The 21,850-nt window shown below is 29.4% G+C and carries 19 protein-coding genes, 2 tRNA genes, 1 pseudogene and 1 CRISPR repeat array; of the genes and pseudogenes, 14 read left to right on the forward strand and 8 right to left on the reverse strand.

Annotated elements, in window-relative coordinates:
* Positions 1–52 precede the first annotated feature (52 nt).
* Positions 53–131, forward strand: a tRNA-Met gene (locus KMP69_RS03395).
* A 178-nt stretch (positions 132–309) separates the two neighbouring features.
* On the opposite strand, the gene KMP69_RS03400 is transcribed toward KMP69_RS03395, so the two are convergent.
* Positions 310–1,239: a selenocysteine-specific translation elongation factor gene (locus tag KMP69_RS03400; protein ID WP_214400534.1), complete on the reverse strand. Its 930-nt coding sequence runs from the start codon at positions 1,237–1,239 to the stop codon at positions 310–312.
* Positions 1,240–1,333: 94 nt separating this feature from the next.
* Positions 1,334–2,332, reverse strand: coding sequence for a TIGR00341 family protein (locus KMP69_RS03405; protein ID WP_214400535.1), 999 nt, complete (start codon positions 2,330–2,332; stop codon positions 1,334–1,336).
* A 120-nt stretch (positions 2,333–2,452) separates the two neighbouring features.
* Here KMP69_RS03405 and KMP69_RS03410 point away from each other — a divergent pair.
* Positions 2,453–2,542, forward strand: a tRNA-Ser gene (locus tag KMP69_RS03410).
* Between the two features lie 157 nt (positions 2,543–2,699).
* Here the strand turns inward: KMP69_RS03410 and KMP69_RS03415 are convergent.
* Positions 2,700–3,809, reverse strand: a complete 1,110-nt coding sequence (locus KMP69_RS03415; protein ID WP_214400536.1) for a DNA topoisomerase IV subunit A — start codon at positions 3,807–3,809, stop codon at positions 2,700–2,702.
* Between the two features lie 206 nt (positions 3,810–4,015).
* On the opposite strand from KMP69_RS03415, the gene ftsZ reads away from it, so the two are divergent.
* The 4 genes from ftsZ to KMP69_RS03435 all read left to right on the forward strand — a co-directional run bounded on the left by ftsZ (position 4,016) and on the right by KMP69_RS03435 (position 6,510).
* Positions 4,016–5,110, forward strand: coding sequence for a cell division protein FtsZ (gene ftsZ / locus KMP69_RS03420; RefSeq protein ID WP_214400537.1), 1,095 nt, complete (start codon positions 4,016–4,018; stop codon positions 5,108–5,110).
* Positions 5,111–5,120: 10 nt separating this feature from the next.
* The gene (locus tag KMP69_RS03425; protein WP_214400538.1) at positions 5,121–5,351 is read left to right on the forward strand and encodes a protein translocase SEC61 complex subunit gamma; all 231 of its coding nucleotides are present in this window, start codon (positions 5,121–5,123) and stop codon (positions 5,349–5,351) included.
* Between the two features lie 111 nt (positions 5,352–5,462).
* Entirely contained in the window at positions 5,463–5,906 is a 444-nt protein-coding gene (locus KMP69_RS03430; RefSeq protein ID WP_214400539.1) for a transcription elongation factor Spt5, read from the forward strand.
* Positions 5,907–6,003: 97 nt separating this feature from the next.
* Positions 6,004–6,510: a 50S ribosomal protein L11 gene (locus tag KMP69_RS03435; protein ID WP_214400540.1), complete on the forward strand. Its 507-nt coding sequence runs from the start codon at positions 6,004–6,006 to the stop codon at positions 6,508–6,510.
* 8 nt (positions 6,511–6,518) lie between these two features.
* Here KMP69_RS03435 and KMP69_RS03440 read toward each other — a convergent pair whose 3' ends face one another.
* The gene (locus tag KMP69_RS03440) at positions 6,519–7,541 is read right to left on the reverse strand and encodes a phosphatase PAP2 family protein (RefSeq protein ID WP_214400541.1); all 1,023 of its coding nucleotides are present in this window, start codon (positions 7,539–7,541) and stop codon (positions 6,519–6,521) included.
* Between the two features lie 79 nt (positions 7,542–7,620).
* Here KMP69_RS03440 and cas6 point away from each other — a divergent pair, with 79 nt between their 5' ends.
* Positions 7,621–8,337, forward strand: coding sequence for a CRISPR-associated endoribonuclease Cas6 (gene cas6, locus KMP69_RS03445; protein ID WP_214400542.1), 717 nt, complete (start codon positions 7,621–7,623; stop codon positions 8,335–8,337).
* Here cas6 and csa3 read toward each other — a convergent pair whose 3' ends face one another.
* Positions 8,338–8,943 (reverse strand): CRISPR-associated CARF protein Csa3, encoded by a 606-nt coding sequence (gene csa3, locus KMP69_RS03450; RefSeq protein WP_214400543.1) that lies wholly within the window; start codon positions 8,941–8,943, stop codon positions 8,338–8,340.
* 165 nt (positions 8,944–9,108) lie between these two features.
* Between csa3 and KMP69_RS03455 the strand changes: the two genes are divergently transcribed.
* Genes KMP69_RS03455 through cas1b form a run of 6 tightly spaced genes read left to right on the forward strand, consistent with a single transcriptional unit; the run spans position 9,109 to position 16,898 of the window.
* On the forward strand, positions 9,109–11,673 hold the full coding sequence (locus KMP69_RS03455) for a hypothetical protein (protein WP_214400544.1): 2,565 nt from the start codon (positions 9,109–9,111) through the stop codon (positions 11,671–11,673).
* A gap of 15 nt (positions 11,674–11,688) precedes the next feature.
* A complete protein-coding gene (gene cas7d / locus KMP69_RS03460; RefSeq protein ID WP_250543631.1) occupies positions 11,689–12,732 on the forward strand; it encodes a type I-D CRISPR-associated protein Cas7/Csc2 in 1,044 nt (347 codons plus the stop codon).
* Between the two features lies 1 nt (position 12,733).
* Positions 12,734–13,366, forward strand: coding sequence for a type I-D CRISPR-associated protein Cas5/Csc1 (locus KMP69_RS03465; protein ID WP_214400546.1), 633 nt, complete (start codon positions 12,734–12,736; stop codon positions 13,364–13,366).
* Positions 13,367–13,384: 18 nt separating this feature from the next.
* Positions 13,385–15,376 carry a type I-D CRISPR-associated helicase Cas3' gene (cas3, locus tag KMP69_RS03470; RefSeq protein ID WP_214400547.1) on the forward strand — a complete coding sequence of 664 codons (1,992 nt, stop codon included), beginning with the start codon at positions 13,385–13,387 and terminating at the stop codon, positions 15,374–15,376.
* Between the two features lie 22 nt (positions 15,377–15,398).
* Entirely contained in the window at positions 15,399–15,917 is a 519-nt protein-coding gene (gene cas4, locus KMP69_RS03475; protein WP_214400548.1) for a CRISPR-associated protein Cas4, read from the forward strand.
* A gap of 12 nt (positions 15,918–15,929) precedes the next feature.
* Positions 15,930–16,898 carry a type I-B CRISPR-associated endonuclease Cas1b gene (gene cas1b, locus KMP69_RS03480; RefSeq protein WP_214400549.1) on the forward strand — a complete coding sequence of 323 codons (969 nt, stop codon included), beginning with the start codon at positions 15,930–15,932 and terminating at the stop codon, positions 16,896–16,898.
* On the opposite strand, the gene cas2 is transcribed toward cas1b, so the two are convergent.
* Together cas2 and KMP69_RS03490 are read right to left on the reverse strand one after the other, a co-directional pair.
* Positions 16,895–17,152: a CRISPR-associated endonuclease Cas2 gene (gene cas2, locus KMP69_RS03485; RefSeq protein ID WP_214400550.1), complete on the reverse strand. Its 258-nt coding sequence runs from the start codon at positions 17,150–17,152 to the stop codon at positions 16,895–16,897. The two genes, cas1b and cas2, sit on opposite strands and share 4 nt — an antisense overlap.
* A 351-nt stretch (positions 17,153–17,503) precedes the next feature.
* A CRISPR array of direct repeats spans positions 17,504–18,977; the repeat unit is 32 nt; unit sequence ATTTCCATCCCCTTAGGGGTCTGATTTTAGAC.
* Between the two features lie 415 nt (positions 18,978–19,392).
* Entirely contained in the window at positions 19,393–21,003 is a 1,611-nt protein-coding gene (locus KMP69_RS03490) for a bifunctional N(6)-L-threonylcarbamoyladenine synthase/serine/threonine protein kinase (RefSeq protein ID WP_214400551.1), read from the reverse strand.
* 370 nt (positions 21,004–21,373) lie between these two features.
* Here KMP69_RS03490 and KMP69_RS08115 point away from each other — a divergent pair.
* Positions 21,374–21,521, forward strand: a pseudogene (locus KMP69_RS08115) (ATP-binding protein); the annotation flags it as partial.
* A gap of 117 nt (positions 21,522–21,638) precedes the next feature.
* Here the strand turns inward: KMP69_RS08115 and KMP69_RS03495 are convergent.
* Complete coding sequence (locus KMP69_RS03495) at positions 21,639–21,845, reverse strand: DUF6485 family protein (protein ID WP_214400552.1); 207 nt, start codon at positions 21,843–21,845, stop codon at positions 21,639–21,641.
* Positions 21,846–21,850 lie beyond the last annotated feature (5 nt).

Here is a 21,850-nt window from a genome sequence, read left to right on the forward strand (position 1 = left end):
GTAATTTTTATATATTGGTTACATTATTTATTAATTTTGCATAGGTTGGTGAAGCGGGGTAGGGTAGCCAGGTCCATCCCGCCGGGCTCATAACCCGGAGATCGGAGGTTCAAATCCTCCCCCCGCTACCATTTTTGTTTTTTTATTTTGGACAATTATATTTATAAATTTAAATATATAAATATTATTTAGTAATAAAAATAAATGTTCCCCCCGTATCCTACCCTCTCTCATCCATAGCACAGCCTCGTCGAGAGCGTGGGCCTCGGGGGGCAAATTATATTATATTAAATTATAATAAAAATTTTATTATTCTAAGGTTCCCACTCCAACTATTCTAACTTTTGCACTTCCATCTATTAAACATACTTTATCTCCAACATCGTAGGCAATATTTTTTTGTAGTTTTAATTTAACATTATTTTTACTAACTTCTTCAACAGAGCAAGGAACACTTTGTAGTCCTACAATTATTTGATAATTCTCTCCTTCTTTTACATCTTTCTGTCTAAAAGGATTCCAATTTATTCTTATATCAATCTCATCAGTTACTTTTAGATCTTTATCAGACAATATATAACCTCTATCTAATTCCTCAGTAGTTATTCCTTTTAACGCTAAACCTACTCTATTCCCTGCCTTTGCCTCTTTAAAATCATTGTCGTGAATTTGAATGCTTCTAACCATAACAGTTTTGTTGATTGGATATATATTTAAATTATCATGAACTTTCACTGTTCCAGATTCTACTTTACCTAATATCACAGTTCCAACACTTCTAACTGTAAAGTAGTGGTCTATAGGAATTTTTACATTTCCATCATAATCTCTTTCTACATTTAAATTAACTATTTTCTCTCTAATGTCTATAAAATTCTTCTCTAATATTTCAAAATTTTTCATTGAAGTTTGTGATATTATATTTTTTAGCATATCAACATCGACATAATCCCCTAAAACAAAAAATCCTTTGTCTATTTCAAACATATCTAAGGCTAAGAGAGTCTCTCCTAACTCACCAGTAATTTCATCAATAAAAACTAATGGGTAGTCCATCATATTTATTGTATATATTAAGGGATTTATTCTATCTGAATATCTCGTAGGTTCTACATAACATACTACTTTTTCTCCCTGTTTGTAATTATAAAAAGTTATATCTGTTGATGTTCCTTTTTTTCCCAACTCTTTTCCAACGCCTTCAAAGTGTCCAAACAATCCTACTGTCAAACCTTCCATTTAACCACCATTCAATTATTTTTTAAACTTTTTATTCAACCTTATTTATATGATTCTACCAACTATATAATAATTTCAAACAAAGTTAAAAAAATTAAAAATAGATGTATATTATAACAACTGCAACAATTAAAAGAATACACCAAACCAATATAGAAAAAATCGTTAATTTCTTTGCCTCTTCTTTATCCCACAACTTATAAGGAGAAATTCCATATATTGCAAAAATAACACTTGAAGATAAATTTATACAGATTATATTTATTAGAAATAACATTAAAATTGGAATAGACTCAATAAAATATCCAGATCCTATGGTTAATCCAAAAACAACTAATGGAGGTAGTAATGCTACTGCAATCATCACGCCTACAACGACAGAAGGGATGTCAGAAACTACAGACAACGCACCAACGATACCAGCACATAATGCTATTATAATATCCTCAATCCCTAAGTTCATTCTTGATATTATTTGTGGGTTTTTTATAGATATTGGAAGAATATGCCCTAAAAAAACTGATAATATTATTACTAATCCAATACCTAAAATTAAATCTTTTAAAGATTTTTTTGCTAAATCTCTATCGGCAATTGCCATAGAAAAAGACAATGCCATATTTGGACTTAAAAGAGGAGCGATAATCATAGATGCTATAATAATTGCTATATCATTTTTCCATATCCCTATTACAGCAACAATTGTTGATAATATTAACATCAAATAGTATTCCTTTGGAGAATGTACTATCTCTGACACTTTATTGTATATTTCTTGCCGACTCAATCTTTCTAATTCTTGGACTTTTTCTGAATCTTCTTCATTAGTTTCTTTTTCTTCTTTTTCTATAATCTCGGGAATAGTAGTTTTTGGCTCAAAAACAATAATTCTGAATTTAGAACCTCCATATTCTTTATTAAGTTTATCTAATATTACTTCAGTGTTTTTCAGTGTTGTTAATATCTTTATAACTGTAAAGTTATTTGTCTCTTCTACACTATACCATATAATATCTTCACAGTTCTCTAAAATATTATCCATCCCACTAAAAAGATGTTTTGGAACATAACATTCTATATATCTTAATTTCAAAAAAATCCCCTACTTAGAATATTATTAATACTTTTGACACTATAATATATTTAAATAATGCAACCGTAAAATATATATACTAAATCAGTATATTCTTCAATAGTGCTTAACAGTTTATGAGCAGGGGTAGCCAAGCCAGGACTACGGCGCTGGACTTGAGATCCAGTGGGGCTTTGCCCCGCCTGGGTTCAAATCCCAGCCCCTGCGCCATTTTTATTTTAGATATTTGTATTAATTAATCTAAATATTTATATAAAAATGAAAGAAGTAGTTTTATCATTAAAACATGAAAAAATATAAAAACAGAAGATTGTAGAAGGAAACGAAAATAATAACATCATTTATATTTTATATTTTATATTATTTTTTAAGGTAGCCAAGTACTCTCATCTTTAATTTTTTCTGGTAAGTAAGTATTTACTACATACTTTAAACCATATTTTGCTAAAGATTGTTGTTCTGCTCTTACACCCATATCAAGCATTTGTTTTAATGCCTTCTGCCATTCTGGGAAACTTCTTACAAAATCATCATTCTTTAAACCATCTTTTATTCTCTTAATATCTTGCTCCTTTAAAGGATGAGTTGGCAAATCGTAATCAATAATATCTTGAGGAGTTACACCTATCAATCTTGCCGCAGGAATTGAAAGTTTATCTGCCAAATGTATTGCTTTACCACTACCAACTTTTAAAGTTCTATATATGTTTAAATATCCATAAGGGTCTCCATCAGTGAATACTAAAACTGGGAGATCGTGTTCTTCATTAAGCCTTTTTATAAATCTTCTTGTGGCTCTTGCTGGAACTCCTTTTAAAGAAACCAATATACAGTTATGTTTATCCCAAAATCTTTCAGCGTTTAATCTCGCAAACATACCAGATGTTTCAATAGCTAATACAAAGTCGGCATTGGTTTCAAGATTCAACTTAGTTACATCGTTTGGAATATTATATGCCCCAGTTCCTAATTTTGTACAATCTACAACCAATTCTCCCTCTGGAGTTTCTTCAATAATTTTTAAAGGCCCTACGACTGCAGAACCATCCTCCTCTGGAATAAATCCAAGATGTTCTCTCAATACCCCTAAAGCCGCCTCTAAGTCTTCAATAACATTGTTTGATGCTTGCTGATCATCAAATCTCGCTTCACCCCAGTTTTTTGAAACATAATATGCCTCTCTTAGAGTAGAAAAATCATCAGATTCTAATAATTGTTTAGCAAATTCTAACATTTTTGCAGTTTGAGCAAAGATTTTTGCCTGATTAACAGTTAAAGTTCTTGCCTTTTCTTTACCTACTAAAGTAAATGAACCCTTTTTTTTATCAAATACAGCATTAGATAAACTTCTTATTGGCATTGTTATTTTTGGCCTTTTACCTTTCATTAAGTCATCATACATTTTTTTAGCTAATTCAATAATTTTCTGTTTTGCAATTTCTCTTGGCTTTTTAGAAATAGCAGGAAGTTTTACCATAATAATCACCAAACACTACAATTTATACCTATATGAATTTAATATAACCAATAGATTTTTATACTAAGTTTTATAATTGAATAATAATTATGATGCACAATGCTATAGTATGGTAAACATACTCGTAGGCTATATAAAATTATTCATATATAATTATTTAGGTCTTATGAATAAAAATAATGAATAAAAATTATGGAGGTTATACCGTGAAATTTTTGAAAAAAATATTAGATGAAGAAAATAAAGTTGAGGAGTTTGAAGAGTTAGAGCTATCTCCTGAAGATAAGGAGTTGTTAGAATATTTGCAACAAACTAAAGCTAAAATTACTGTGGTAGGTTGTGGAGGAGCTGGAAACAATACAATTACAAGATTAAAATTAGAGGGAATAGAGGGAGCTAAAACTATAGCAATTAACACAGATGCCCAACAGTTAATAAGGACTAAGGCAGACAAAAAAATATTAATTGGGAAAAAATTAACAAGAGGTTTAGGAGCAGGAGGTAATCCAAAGATTGGTGAAGAAGCGGCAAAAGAAAGCGCTGAAGAAATTAAAGCGGCAATTCAAGATTCCGATATGGTATTTATAACCTGTGGATTAGGTGGAGGAACTGGGACAGGATCAGCTCCAGTAGTTGCAGAGATAGCCAAAAAAATTGGAGCATTAACTGTAGCAGTAGTTACTCTACCTTTTGAAATGGAGGGTAAAATCAGAATGAAAAATGCTATGGAAGGATTAGAAAGATTAAAACAACATACTGATACATTAGTTGTAATACCTAACGAAAAGTTATTTGAAATCGTTCCAAATATGCCTCTAAAAGTAGCTTTTAAAGTGGCTGATGAAGTTTTAATCAATGCTGTAAAAGGGTTAGTAGAATTAATAACCAAAGAGGGATTAATTAATGTGGACTTTGCTGATGTAAAGGCAGTTATGAGCGATGGAGGCTTAGCGATGATTGGAATCGGGGAAAGTGATAGTGAAAAGAGAGCTAAAGAAGCTATAAATATGGCACTAAACTCCCCACTGTTAGATGTAGATATAGATGGAGCTACAGGGGCTTTAATTCATGTTATGGGTCCAGAGGACTTAACATTGGAAGAGGCAAAAGAAGTAGTAGCAACAGTGTCTTCAAGATTAGATCCTAACGCTACAATAATTTGGGGAGCTACTATTGACGAAAAATTAGAGAATACAGTTAAAGTTTTATTAGTAGTTACAGGGGTTCAATCAAGAATTGAGTTTGGAGAGTCTGGAATAAAAAGAAAAAAGACAGAGTTATTGAATATCCCAAAAATTTAAGGGGATAATAATGAATATAGATATTGACATTAATAAAAAAATAGATGAACTAAAGGAGTTTCTTGAAGAGTGTAAAAGAGTTTGGTTAGTAATTAAAAAACCTACAATGGAAGAATATATAAATGTTGCTAAAATTACAGCATTGGGAATAACATTATTAGGTGTAATTGGTTACATAATCCATGTCCCTGCGACATATATAAAAAATATAATAAAACCTCCAAGCACTCCAAAAGTATAAAAATAATTTAAAGACTTTTTTATATTATTTTTTATTTAATTTTTTATGCTTTAATTTTGACTAAATACTAAATGATTTATATTTTTGAATTAAACTATTTAAGGTGATATTATGATTTTTGCTGTAAGAACTATGGTTGGTCAGGAGAAAAATATTGCTGAATTAATGGCAAGTAGGGCTGAAAAGGAGCAATTAAATGTTTATTCAATATTGGCTACTGAGTCTTTAAAAGGGTATGTTTTAGTTGAGGCAGAAACAAAAGGGGATGTAGAAGAATTAATAAAAAGAATGCCAAGAGTTAGAGGAATAGTTCCTGGAACTATAGCAATTGAAGAAATTGAACCACTATTAACTCCAAAGAAAATTATTGAAAATATTGAGAAAGGAGATGTTGTTGAAATTATTGCAGGTCCTTTTAAAGGAGAAAGGGCTAAAGTTATTAGAGTAGATAAAAATAAAGAGGAAGTTACCTTAGAACTTGAAAATGCTATGGTTCCGATACCAATAACATTATCTGTTGAAGGTGTTAAGATAGTTTCAAAACATAAAGATTAATATTAGTTAATTAGGAATAACTTTATATATTCCATATATTAATTTTATTTACACATCATAATATAATACCTTATTTTTTTAACTGAGGTGAGACATTATGGCTAAGGAAGTCGTAGAAGTTTTAATTACTGGAGGTAAGGCTACAGCAGGGCCACCATTAGGACCAGCAATAGGTCCTTTAGGAGTTAATGTTATGCAGGTTGTTAAAGAGATTAACGAAAAAACTAAAGACTATGAGGGAATGCAAGTTCCAGTTAAAGTTATAGTTGATACTGAAACAAGAAAATTCGAGATTGAAGTTGGAATCCCTCCAACAACTGCTTTAATTAAAAAAGAGTTAGGTATAGAAACAGCAGCTCACGAACCAAGACACGAAGTTGTTGGTAACTTAACATTAGAGCAAGTTATTAAAATTGCAAAAATGAAAATGGATTCAATGTTATCATACACTTTAAAGAATGCTGTAAAAGAAGTTTTAGGAACTTGTGGCTCTATGGGAGTAACAGTTGAAGGAAAAGATCCTAAAGAAGTTCAAAAAGAAATTGATGCTGGAGTATATGATGAATACTTTAAAGAAGATGAAAAAGCTAAACAAAAAGAATAATTTTATTTTTAACTTTTCTTTTTTATTTTTCTCCATATATCAATTAATTTTAATCTTTCTATAAATTTTTCTATATTAAGTTTTGTTAAATATCCACAAAATATTCCAATTATTAAACCACCAATAACATCGAAAGAATAATGAACGCCAACATAAACTCTACTGTAACCTACAAAGATAGCCCAAATTAGAAACAATAATCCTATTTTTTTTGAGTAATTTAATAGTAAAGATGTTGCCAATGTAAAGGCATATGTTGTGTGTCCGCTTGGAAAACTTGGTTCATTACCTTCAAAGCATAATAAATGGACATTCTCTAAAACTATATAAGGTCTTGGTTCATTTATCAAATACTTCAATGAAAATATAATTAAAACTGCTAAAAATAAACTAAACGCTAATTTTAATCCCAATTTTCTATTTTTTAAATAGATTAAAGTCGTAGTTATAAAAACTATGGGATACACTGTCTTAGAGATAAGTAGCATAATAATATCTAATATATGATTATAGTGGGAATTTATTAAATAAAAGAGATAAATATTAAGGTTGTATAACTTATTTATACTAAAGTTACTTAGTATATTCCCAAAAAATGCCTCAATTAAAAATCTTGGAGCTCTACCAACAACTGTTGCTATTGTAAATATCAATGCTCTAATTTCAAAGATTCCAGAGAGCCACGCAACAACTTTGTAAGGAATAGGAGTAAATCCTGCCAAAACTATTCCATAAACCCCATATTTATTAAAAAACTCCTCCCCTTTCTGTAAATACTTCTCTCCAAAAAGTTTTACAAATATTGGATGTCCTAATTTGTATCCTAAGTAATAGCCAAATAATCCTCCTAAAGTAGTTCCAATTGAAGCAACAATTGCTGATATTATAGGATTTAATCCAAAAAAAGGAGCACTTATTATAAAAATGTCTGGAGGAATTGGTTGAATAAATGCCTCTGTAAATGATATTATAAATATTCCAATGTATCCATAATTTTTTACCATTTCTGTGGCAACTGCATATAAATCCACAAAAATCACCCAACTTTATAATAACTGCGTATTTATATATAGAACTTTTGGTAATTAATTTAATATAATGAGGGAAAATATGAGAATGGAGTTGGAATTACAAACAGATAATTTTACAGTTATTCCTTATAATCACCAGTATTATTTAGCGTCAGCAATATACAATAAAATTCACTCTGCAAATCCAGAATATGCTGAAAGACTACATAATTATCAAAAATTTAAATTTTTTACATTTTCTTTGTTACAAATTAGAAGGAGAGTTATTAGAAAGGAGGGAATAGAAACAATTGATGGAAAGGCATATCTTTATATTTCCTCACCAAAAAATGAGTTTATAGAGAACTTTGTTGAGGGTTTATTGGAAGATGGTGAGTTAAGAGTTGGAAAAATAAACTTTTATGTAAAAAGAGCGAAAATTTTACCAATCCCTAAAAAGTTTAACATACTAAAAACAATATCTCCAATATATTTAAAAACTATAATTCCAACAGAGGACAATAAGTTAAAAACTTATGATTTACATCCTAATAATTCAAAATTCTATGAAAATTTAAAGAATAATTTAAAGAAAAAATACGAAGCATTTTATAACGAAAAGTGTGATTTAAATTTTGAATTTGAAGTTTTGAAATATAAACCTAAAAGAATGAGAATAAAAGATATTTACTGTAGATGCTCTGAAATGGTGTTTAAGGTTTGGGGAGATTATGAACTAATAAAATTTGGTTATGAGTGTGGTTTTGGAGAGAAAAATAGTATGGGTTTTGGAATGGTTATGAATATTGATAAATAATTAAATTAATTTAACTATTCTTTTTCTGCCTATTTTTTCAGTTTTTATTAATCCTTTACTTTCTAATGAATTTACATACTTTATAATTGCTGGTAGAGAAACATTAAACTCTTTTGCCAACTCAGTTATTGTCTTCTCACCCTCATTTAATGATGCTAAAATTTTTCTTTCAAATTTTGTTAAATTGTATGGATGTGCTATTTTTGGGAGTTCTATAATTCTCTTTTTATGCACATAAACTATTTTGTCTACTTTTTGGAATTCATATAATGAGGCATAGAGTAAAGATAAAGAGGTTATCTTCCTTCCGCCAGTTATATTTACAATAACTTTATTATCCTCTTTTTTTATAATATCCCTTAATATCTCAACATTTTTCTCAAACTCTATCCCATTTATCTTTACCTCTTCACATTCAATTCCAAGCATATTGCATAACTCTTTTGCTTTTTTTAAGGCCTCATCAACTTTTTTTAAATCATCTTCTTTTACATATTCTTCTTTATCTTTTGAATATACGAGAATTACTTTTTTAGCCCCATACTCTGCAATTGGTTTATAAATATGCTCAGCGTGAAACCCTATGTTTATTATGTGCGTTGTCATTTTCTCCCTCATTTTATAACTACCTTTTTTAAGTTTAGTTAAGGTTAATAAATATTTCCAAAATACTTAACCAAAAAGGTTAATAGTTAAATTTATATGTCAAAAAATGTAAGAATATAGTGAAGCAACTGATATTATTGGTAAATTATACCCTAAGGTGTAATCATGGAAATTAAAGTAAAACCCAAAAAAATCTTTAAAACTAAGTTATTCCAAGATGAAACTAAAAACTACTTCAATAAAGTTTTTATCAATCTATTTAAAAAATATCGCTTAAAGCCAGCAAAAGGGGGAAAATCTTTTGAGGAAAAAGTTAAAAGTGGAGAGATTGAAGCAAAAGACCTTCCAGATATGAGTTATCCTATGCACATACTAAATGGAATAATTCCTTCTTTAAAAGTTTTAGAAAATAGATGGCTAAATAAAGGTTTAATAGATGAAAATTATGATGATAACGACATAAGAATGCTTTTAAAGTGCCTTTTAATTGCATATACGTTCCACGATATAAATAAGTTGCATAATGAGATTGATTTAAAATCTTCAATAGAAAAATATTTTGAAGATGATTTAAAAAATTTAAAAATTGAACTAAGTGAAGAAGAAAAAGATATTGTGAAATATCTTATATTGGCAACAGAGGAGAGGACAAGATATGTTATTCCAGATGAGAAATTACCAACATGGAGGGGGTTAAATAGATTAATAAAAGATGATTTAATTGAGATTATACACTTAGCAGATAGTATTTCCATACCAATTGAAAACTATACTGAAATAGCAAAAATTTGGAAAAAATTGAAAGAGTATGTAGATGTAAATGTATTCTACTTTGACGACATTCCTTATGAAGTTCTATCAAGGTTTATTGTTGAGAGATTAAGAGAAAATGTAGATTGTTATGTTATATCTCCAAGAGGTTTTATTTACGAGGGTAATTTGGAAATAGATGAGAATTATTTAATAAAATCATTTGAAGAATTTTTGTATAGAAATATTGAAAAGATGGTTAAGATTGATAGGCAAAAGGCACAACTGGATATATTTAGATTTATTGAGATTTCAGAAGATAGAATATTAAGATTAATTGATTCATTAGATGACTCTATATTTTATAAAGACATATCCAAAAAGGATGAAAAGGCGAGAGACGTATTTACAAAAAAGATTGAAGATTTTAGTGAGGAGGAATTTAGAAAATTTAAACTTTTAAAATTGTTATTACAATTAACACCAACGGAAACTAATGAAAAAAGTATTAAAAAACTAAAATCTAAGTTTGAAGAAAAATATTTTAAAATAGATAAATATTTCGATTTAGATAAGGACTTTGTTGATAGAGTTAAAAATGCAGATACTGGGTTAAAAAACTATCTAAAACTTTACATTGCTACAAAAAAAGGATTTAATGAAAAAGAGATAATATCTGACTTAATAACATTGTTAAAAACTAATTACAGTGGCTCTGAGAGAGTTGATTTAAAAGAGATTATTAATGAACTGTTAGGATACGCCCATTTAAATGGAAAGAAGATAAAAGAAATGAAATTTGAAGACATTGGTTCAAAAAAGAATATATGCTCATTATGTGGGAGAAAATCATCTATAATAGCAACAGAAAATTTATGCTTTGGATTTAAGCCGAGAGGATTTACAAATAGAACAGTAGTTTCTTTATCAAATACAAAAAAGAATATTTGCCAATTGTGTTTAACTGAGGTAACATTTAGAAAATTAATATTTGGAAAAAAAGAAAATGTTCAAGCAGTATATATAGATGCTTACGACTACTTTATTCCAATAATGGACGAAAATTTAACAAAATACATTGAAAGCGTTAGTGAGAATATAGGACTTTGGGATAAAGATGCTAAGGCATTTATAAAGGCAATTTATGGATTTAATGTAAAAGTGGAAGAGGAATTATTTCCATTCTTAATGACTTTCGTTGATATTTCCAAACAAATTGATTTTATAAGATTTTATAGAAAAATTTTAAATTTTGTTTATGAAACTGGCTTTAAGTTTTACTTAACATATCCATTTAATCCAGATAAAGTAAAAAAAGAGACGATAATCTTTGATTATACAATAAAATCTTTCAAAAAATTAGGATGGGATAAAGTTAGACTCGATGAAATTGAAAAAATTAGAAATGAATTTGAATTACTTTGGAAATTAGGATATGCCTTAAAAGGAGGCTCAAAATCTGATAATATAATAGTTTCGTTATTCAATGATTATGCTGACAATCCTATGGCATTTTATTTTTATCTCTTCAAATTATCCTATCCACTATCATTTGCTGAAAAATACGACTTAAATATTATAAATCAAAGAATTGGGGTGGAAAAAATGAACATTATTGAAAAATTGGCTGACATTGCCTCAGATATAGAGTGGGCTAAGGGTAGTGCATCCTCAAAAACCTCTATGATTAGAGAGTCATTGGAGGTGTTGAAGATCGGAGTAAAGAGGGGCTACAGAGATGAGGAAATAAAATCCTTAATGGCTGGGATGCTTTATAGGAAATATCCTTATTCAAGTAAGAAAGAAAAAATTGAGGAATTTTGTGGTGTGTTATATGACGAATTGTTTAAAGGTTTGTGGAAGGGAAAACTTCCTTCAAAAAAAGAACTTAGATATTGGATATATGCATTTGCTTATCATTATGATCTAAAATCTAAAGAAAAAAGAAATGCAAAAACTAATCAAGAAGAAAATCAATAAAATGGGGTGATGACAATGGCAAAGCAAAAGACATTATCTGAATATGTATATAAAAAGTATCTTGATTTTGATGACAATGTTGTTAATGAGTTTAGAGAAAAACTCTACTCAATAATTCCAAAAGAGTATTTCCAAGATAAGTATGGGAAAAGAACTCCAAATGTGATAAAGGTAGCGACAATAAGAACTACAACTGGCTATTTAATTAATCGTTCAACAGAGCCAGATGAAGTTATAAGCACAACAATAGGAAATAAAGACGTTGTAGTAATTCCTTCAAGAAAATTAAAATCAAAAGAAAAATTGACAGGATTAATTTTGTGTAGAAAATTTAAAGTAGTTCATCCAGAGGTTGAATACAACTTTATAAAAAAATCAGAATATTTAGCAAATCCAAACTCCATAGTGTTTGGAGATAGCGTAACGCAATCAAATGAAGCCGTTGGATTACCTTCAAGAGTTATTTACGAATGGGCATATTCAATTAGGGATAAAGATGAGATAACTGAGGAACTTACTCACAATGCCTTAAGTGAAGAGGGAACAATGTGGGATAAAAATGAAGGTTCTCAAAGACAAAGTTTGTTTGAAATTCAATATGTCAAGCCAGGAGTTTATTTCCCACAGTTTATAACATTCTATGATATAACGCCAGAAGGATTTATCCACGCTTTAATATCTCATTTAAAAACAACCAGGTATGGAGCACAATCAAATGTTATGGATGCAAATATGAAAAATGAAATTATAAGTATAGCGTTAGATACCTTTGAACCACCAGTGTCATCCTATCTAATTTCAAAGGAGTTTAATGGAGAAGTAACTTTTGAAAATGTAAAAGAGTTTGTTAAAAGGAAATTGAGGGAAAATTCGTCAATGTTAATTGAAAATGAGAAATTAGAAGAACTTTTAAAGTTAATTGATGAGTATTTAAAAGATGAAGAAAAATTAAAGCAACTTTATTTGAGGCATTTAAACGATTGTATAAATTATTTAGTTGAGTGTAAAATCATCAAAGAAAAAGATGTTAAAAAGTTATTAGAGGATATGGGTGTCTAATATGCTTAGGCATTATAAAATAACTCTTCTCTCTCCTTTATTTTGTTATAACAAGACAGAGGGTGGGGTTGCATCAACAGAGCCATTTATTGGAGATATTTCTTTAGATTATGCATTAAATTTTGCATTGGCAAAGAAAAGAGAATATACTTACCAAATAAAAGATAAGCCAGATTATGATGAGATTAAAGAGTTTGGATTTGTTTGGACTATTGGAAGACCAATATATTATGAAAAAACGCCAATATTTGCAAGAAAAACATCAGAAATATCTGATTATATGGTCAGAAGAGATATAATTGAACAGATGGGAAAAGGGCTGTTTAAAAATTACTTCCACATTCAAGGAATAAAAGAGGGCTCAATTTTTGAAGCATCTTTATTGACATTTGAAGATATAAAACTTCCGAAAACATTTACTTTGAGGATAGGGGTTGGTAGGGAATGTCTTTTATTATTTGAAGAAAAAAAGGAAAAACCAGAGGAAATTTGGCTAAATCTCTACACAATTAAGAAAATATTTGGAAAAGATGTAAAATTGAGAGAATCTCAGATGATAAGATTTGTTCTTTCTCACTATATTATTGGAACTGGGTTTAAAGTTGAAGATTTAGAACATATCTTTTCTAACTAATTTTTTTAGGGGATTTTTATGGAATCTTTGAAATTAAAGGTTTCAAAAAAATGTTTGCCTTTTGGAGATAAGGTTGTTAGAGGAAAACTTAGGTTGCATAAATTTCAAGAGATATTTTATTCAGATGTTTCTGAATTAAAGAACGATGTTTATTTTATTGTTGCCCCAACTGGTGCAGGAAAGACATTTTCTTTTGCTTTTCCTATCTTATATGCAAAGGACAACAATTATTTAACTTCTAAAAGAGGGTTAATTGTAGTTCCAACAAATGCATTGGCAGAAGATATTGAGAAAACATTAAAAGAGCAAGAAATTAAGGTTGAGGTAATAACTGGAAAAACTTTAACGAAAAAGGGAAAAGAAAGAGGAGAGGAATTAATAGAAAAATTAAAAAATTGCGAAATTGCTGTAACGAATCCAGACATTCTAAATTATATGATAAATAGTGGATACCATTTACCAAGAAAAAATGAAAAATTTAGACATTTAAAAGGATTTTCTGATTGGTTAGAGTTTTTCAATGCATTGGATTATGTTATTTTTGACGAATATCATTTGTATGACGAGGAGCAAATAGCAAATATTTTACTTTGGTTTTTAATGACAAAAGAGATATTTAAACAGATAAAATGGTTTTTTGTTTCTGCAACGCCAGAAGAGAATTTAATTGAATTCTTAAATGAAAATAATATTACTCCAGAAATTATTGAACAACCATTGAGTAATGAAGGAAGAGTTATTCAAGGAGAGATGGAAATTGAGCTTATAAAAATCTCAAGACGCATAGAAAGAAGTTTATTTGGTTATTTGGTTGAAGATGGAAGATTAAAGGAAAATATTAAAGATATTATAGAGAAAGCAATATCTAACAATGAGAAGATTTTGATTATTTTTAATTCTTTGAGAGATGCTATGAAAATGAAATATATTATTGAGAATGAGATTGATGCAGAGGTTTGGGTCAATACAGGATTACAAACAAGAGAAAAAATCTATGAAAATTTGGATGAAATTTTAAACAAAACAGATATCATAATAACAACATCAAAGGCAGAAGTGGGGGTTAATTATCCGGTTTCTCTATGTTTTATGGATTCAGGGTTATATTTTAGGAATTTTATGCAAAGAATTGGAAGAGTTGGGAGGGGAATGGAGAAATGTAAAATATACTGTACAATAATAACAAAAACCTACAATAACTTAAAGAAACATTTCAATGAAATTAAAAAAGAAGAATTAGGCTATTATGAATTTGTAAATTTGATGAAAAAGGCATTTGAGGATAGAGAATTCAAAAAAGACAAAGTTCCTAAGTTTTGTGGTGCAGTCCTTTGGAGTGTTCTTAACTCTATGAAAGAGTATAATGAAAAATTGACTTATCAAAGAAGAAAAATACTTGAAAATTTAAGGGATAAGTTTCCATATTATTGGGTTTTAAATCATCTAAATGAAAAAATAAAGGAAATTGAAGAAGATGAAAATGAGAATATCGTTGATGAAGAAGTAAGAGAAGAATTACTAAAATGGTGGGATACTTTTAAAAATTCTTTCAAAAGGTTTAGGGGAGATAGCGTTATTTGGAAGGTTATATATGAAGATGGAAGAGAGACAGAATATGACTTATTGTGGATTTTAGATAATGCCTTCGTTGAAGTTGATAAAGAAAATAGGACTGTTATTATTAAAGATTTTAGAGAAAAGAGAGAATGTATTGTTAGAGGAATTTTAACTTTTTCTTTGCTTGATAGGGATTTTCCTTCAACTATTGGCGGAAGTGATATAGGGGAATGGTTTAAATTTTTGTATTCTGATTATATTGGAGATTTATTTCTACAAAAATTAGAAAGTTGGAAAATTTCAAAAGGAAAATACTTTGAAGACGAAAATTTCTTTGAAGAGTTAGTTAAGGAAATTGAATCACTTTCTCCAATATACTCAAAAAAGAGAATTGAAATTTATGATTTACTCGTAGATTATGGAGGCATATCCTTAGATGATGAGATTCTTTAAAATTAATTTTTTGGTGTTTTAAATGTCTTCTGAAAATGAATATATTGAAAAAGAACTCTTAATCAGAGGAATTGAAATAAACTATCTCTTTGTCTGTAAAACGAAGTTATGGTATTTTGCAAAAGGAATAACAATGGAACACGAGAGTGATATTGTTGATTTGGGAAAATTTTTACACGAAAAATGTTATTTTGGGGAGGAGAAGGAGGTTTTAATAGGAACCATAAATATTGACTTCATTAAGAAAAAGGACATTGTTGAAATTCACGAGGTTAAAAAAAGTAAGACAATGGAGAAAGCCCACGAAATGCAGGCATTATATTATATTTACTATTTAAAAAGATATGGTATTAAGGCAAAGGCAATTCTTAACTATCCAAAACTTAGAGAGACAAAGGAAATAATTTTAGATGGAAGAGAAAAAGAGGTTGAAGATGCTATAAAAGACATTGAAAAAATAAAGTCAATGCCAAATCCACCAAAACCAAAGAAATCCAAAATTTGCAAAAAATGTGCATATTATGAGTTATGTTGGATTTAAGTGGGGGAGATTATGAGGAAAAAATCTCTAACCTTACTATCTGATGGCTATCTTTTTAGGAGAGAAAATACACTATATTTTGAAAATGCTAATGGAAAGAAACCTTTAGCAGTTGAAGGAATTTATGACATCTATATCTATGGAAAAGTAAGCATAAGTTCTCAAGCATTACATTATTTAGCACAAAAAGGCATTGCTTTGCATTTCTTTAACCATTATGGATATTATGATGGGAGTTTTTATCCGAGGGAGTCTCTCCATTCTGGAGATTTAGTTGTAAAACAGGCGGAGCATTATTTAAATTATGAAAAAAGATTAAATCTTGCAAAACTCTTTGTTATTGGTGGGGCAAAAAATATGGAAAAAAATCTGTCAAAATTTGGTATTAAGGTTAAATTTGATGAATTCTTAGAGGAACTTAATTATGCAAATAAAATTACTGAGGTTATGAATATTGAAGGGAGAATTAGAAGTGAATACTATAAACTATGGGATGAGACTTTGCCAGAAGAATTTAAAATCATCAAAAGAACAAGAAGACCTCCTCAAAATGAGATGAACGCTTTAATAAGTTTTTTAAATTCTCGTTTATATCCAACAATAATAAGCGAACTTTACAACACTCAACTAACTCCAACGATAAGCTATTTGCATGAGCCAAGAGAGAGAAGGTTTTCTTTGGCGTTAGATTTAAGCGAAATTTTTAAACCAATAATTGCCGATAGAATAGCAAACAGATTAGTTAAGCAGGGTATTATTCAGAAAAAGCATTTTAGAGACGATTTAAATGGAATATTACTAAATGATAATGGTAAAAAGATAGTTCTAAAGGTATTTAATGAGGAGATGGAAAAGAGTGTTAAACATCCAACATTAAAAAAGAACGTTACAAAAAAGAGATTGATAAGGTTGGAATCTTACAAGTTAATTAAGCATTTAGTTGGACAAAAAGATTATGAGCCATTGATATCTTGGTTTTAAATAATATCATCAATTGGATTTTTCTCTACTCCATAAATTTCTCTACTTGGTTTTGATTTGAGTTTGTATATGATTATAGAATCTTCATCTTCGTCAATTATATTTAAAAGCCCATCTTTTATTCTTTCAAACTCTGCATCTGTTACCTCTCCTTCAAATACACTATTTTGAACCCAGTTTAAATGCTGTCTGAGGAATTTTTTAACTTTATTCACTCTCGCAACATTCACATCATAAACTATGATTATATACATTCTCCTTCGCCTTTATCCTTTTTAATGATTATAACACTTCTTTTTTCAAATATTTAAAATTATCTTATATATTTTTAATACATTTTTAAAATTTATTCATAATAATTAATACATAATTTCGAGATTTTTTCAGTTTAGGTAATAATTATTAATAAAAAATTTTAATTTTTTTATTATTTATTAAGATTTTAAAAAATTTTAATATTGTCATAATAATTTTTTAGTATTTTCGTTATTTTTTATTATCCTAACTGAAATTTTCCTGAGGGTCATTATTACTTTTAAAAATAATATAAATATACAAACCTATGGATTTTTATGGTATTAAAAAATAAAATTAAAAATTTAAAAATATCCATCCCCTTAGGGGTCTGATTTTAAACCCATAGGGCTCCGCCCTATTGGGATACCCGGGATGCATTGCTTCGCTAACGCTCAGCAATGCCTCTTAATTTAATGTTATTTTCCCCTTAGGGGTCTGATTTTAGACACACAAAAGATGTTAAGAGAACAAATAGAGTTATTAGATTTCCATCCCCTTAGGGGTCTGATTTTAGACGATAATAACGGCTGGGGAGTAATAGACACTAATGAAAAATTTCCATCCCCTTAGGGGTCTGATTTTAGACTACGATTTGACAATAAAAAATAGGAGAAGAGAGAGCAACATTTCCATCCCCTTAGGGGTCTGATTTTAGACTTTTGTTTTTTCGATACTACCAATTTTAATTCTTTCAGCTTTCCATCCCCTTAGGGGTCTGATTTTAGACTGTTGTTGTGAATGTGAATGTAATTTAATTCATTATATTCAATCTATTTCCATCCCCTTAGGGGTCTGATTTTAGACGGACATTAATTGCAGGAGCACCTGTTATTTCAACTGTATTTCCATCCCCTTAGGGGTCTGATTTTAGACATTTCGGTTGGTTGTCCTAATTGTTCTAAAACGGATTTAGATTTCCATCCCCTTAGGGGTCTGATTTTAGACAAAAATCATCCGTTTCAGACATCCACATTTATGCGTTATTTCCATCCCCTTAGGGGTCTGATTTTAGACGTTGAACTTTTAGAAATTTATCCATATCATTATCAATTTGTTATTTCCATCCCCTTAGGGGTCTGATTTTAGACGATGATGGGCAATGTTATATAGTCTTTACGAATTTAATTTCCATCCCCTTAGGGGTCTGATTTTAGACAATGTTCATCCTCAATGTATGTCATTAGAGAGTTCGAATTTCCATCCCCTTAGGGGTCTGATTTTAGACTGAGGAGACTAAAACATTCAAAGCTCTATGTACGTTCCAATTTCCATCCCCTTAGGGGTCTGATTTTAGACGGGTTGGGGTTTTGGGCTGGCTGGCGGGTGGGTATATTTCCATCCCCTTAGGGGTCTGATTTTAGACTTTAGAAAAAGAGACTGTTGAAGAGGAAGAAAAAAAAAATTTCCATCCCCTTAGGGGTCTGATTTTAGACAAAATATAGAAAAGTTATGCTGGAAAATTTTAACGACAATTTCCATCCCCTTAGGGGTCTGATTTTAGACCTCCAGGAAGCTCAAAAAACATCCCTCTGACAGATGCATTTCCATCCCCTTAGGGGTCTGATTTTAGACAAGAAAATTATCCCTGCAAACAGCATTATAACAATAGATATTTCCATCCCCTTAGGGGTCTGATTTTAGACGTGAAATATGATAATAGCAATATTTGGGGTGGAAAATAATTTCCATCCCCTTAGGGGTCTGATTTTAGACTTAGCTGCATACATATCACAAGCTATCAACACAAAAGATTTCCATCCCCTTAGGGGTCTGATTTTAGACAGGGCATAATTTTTTGATATTAAGGACTAAAATTACTTTATTATGCTTCTTTGTAGGGGGGTTATAGTTCGAAGGGTCAATAACCCTTGTTATTTATATACCTCCGAACTTATATATAAACTTTTCTATTTTTATTTATTTGCTTAAAAATCCTTTAAATTTTTATTATTAACTTATTTATCTGGGAAAATTGAAGATAAAAATAAATTACCAAAATCTCCTAAAAATCTCAATAATTTAATAAACTTAATTATTCAAATTAATCAAAATAGACGACCCTCCAAAATTTAATAAAATCCCCTAAAATTTAAAAATATTAAATTAAAATCCTCTAAATCAAAAAATAAAATTTTTTAGCGAGAGAAGGAATTATATAAAGTAATTCATTCATAAAGACAAATATATATTCAAAAATTTATTCCACATATCTTGCTCTCCTTTCAACATCTTTTATCAAATATAAAATAATTTCCCATCTATCATATACGCTTTTATAACCTTCTAAGAATTTATCCCAAATTTCCTGAAACTTTTCATGGTGTGTTGATAAAATTGCTTTTTTAAAGACAAGTAAATCAACTGCCTTATCTTCATCTAAATTAGAAATTTTACCTAATCCAAAGTCAATAATATACAATATCTCTCCGTCATATAAAAAGTTAGATGTCGTTAAATCGTTATGAATTACATTATTTTTGTGTAGTTTTCCTACAATTTCTCCAATTTTATAGGCAATATTTAAATCATCTTCAATTATGTCCTTAGATAACTTTCCATCAATATAACTCATCATAATCTTTTTATTGTCTAAATCTACATCAAAAATATATGGAGAGGGAATTCCAAAATCTTTAATCATTGATAGATATTTTGCCTCCTTTGAAGTTCTCCCTTTTCTTATTTTCTCATCTAATTTTGAATCTCTATAACTTTTTCTAATCCTTTCTTTTATAATAACATCAAAATCTAAGTATTTATCTTTTTTAATATCAGCCTCAGCCCCCTTCCCAATTAAACCTTCTGGAATTTTTCTCTTTTTTCCTTTTATATCTTTTATCCAATTAACTTCAACCATATCAGCCCTATAATTCGGAATTATTTTTGTTTCCTCTAAACTCATTCTCTTTCCATTCATATACATTAATAATCCGAGCCACGCTATCATCGCTCCATTATCTCCACAGTATTGCATTTCTGGGACATAAAAATCTACCTTCTGCCCTTTACACATTTCTTTTAGCATTTCTCTCAATCTATTATTTGCCGCTACTCCTCCAACAAGTAAAACTTCTCCTTTATTTGTATGAGCCAAAGCTCTTTCAGTAATTTCAGTAAGCATTGAAAATGCATATTCCTGCAAAGAATAACAAATATCTTCCAATTTTTCTCCAGAATCATAAGCCCTCATTGCGGCAGTTAACAAACCAGAAAATGCTATATCCATTCCTTTAACAGTATATGGTAGATCTATAAGTTTCTCTCCTTTTTTTGCTAACTCTTCAATATATGGCCCTCCAGGATGTGGTAAATTTACATATCTCGCAAATTGATCTAAACAGTTTCCTACGGCAATATCTAAAGTTTCTCCAAAAACTCTATATCTTTTTGAAACATATGCAATAACTTGAGTATTTCCACCACTAACATATAGTGTTAGAGGATCCTCAGCATCTGTAGTTAATTTACCAATTTCTATATGACCTATGCAGTGATTAACACCAATTATAGGTTTTTTTAAAGTTAAAGATAATGTTCTTGCAACTGTTGCAGTAACTCTTAAACTTGGTCCTAATCCAGGGCCTTGAGAGAAGGCTATTAAGTCAATATCTTTTTTATCTACAACTTCAAAAGCCTCCTCAATTAACTTTGGAAATGTTTCAGCGTGATGATCAGCCGCTTCTCTTGGATTAATTCCCTGTCTTGGAGGTTTATACATAATAGTTTTGTTAAATAATATTTCTCCATCAGATGTAACAATTCCCACACCTGTTTTTTCTGCAGTTCCTTCTAATCCTAAACAAATCATGGTATCACTCCTGAATTGGATTATTAATCTTAAATTATTATACTTAGTTTATCTTCCAACTTCGCTAATAAAAAATTATTGACCAAAAGTTCCCAGATGTCTAAAAACCTACTGCCAATTAGAGCCGTTTGAAACTGTTTAATTTTTCATAGACAAATATAGACATTAATAGATTTTCATTATCTAAAGATTTAGATATAAGTATGTATAAGAAATAGAGATTATACTTGACTCAGATGTGGGAGAGAAATGAAGTCCCTAATAGTTATTATCAAATTTAACCAGTGGGAAGATAATAAAAACCTCGACAGGGGCAGAGACCGAACCTATAGGAGGGGAGGTTGATGATGCCCAAGTCCAATATGGTCATTTGTCTATATTTGTCCATATTAGACAGACCCCGAACTCTATATTGTTTGTTTATGAATCCAAATTTTCAAGAAAATTAGTGGTAAAGAGCAATTAAAGATTTAGAAAATAGCGATATAGTGTTTTTCTATTACGATTTAAGAAAATACGTCTTTTTAAATAAAAATAGTGAGTAAAGAAAGTGAGAAAATAATACTAAGAGAAAAAAGAATTACAAAGAAGAATTTATCAAACCAACTTCAAATAATAAAATTATAATTAATTATCTAAATTTTTCCATCTAACACAAGTTTTGCAAAAGTTTCAAAACTTCTATCGTAGGTTTTTTCTATATCTGGTGGGAAACAGCAAGCAGGTAACTGTCTATTTTTTAAATGATAATGCAAACATTCACAACACATTCCCTTTTTAGAGCATGAAGGATAACTGCAATTACATCTTTTTAAGTTTATTTCTTTATTTGGACAATCCATTATAC

Origin of the sequence: Methanocaldococcus lauensis (assembly GCF_902827225.1) — an archaeon.
Lineage (GTDB): Archaea > AGJL01 > Methanococci > Methanococcales > Methanocaldococcaceae > Methanocaldococcus > Methanocaldococcus lauensis.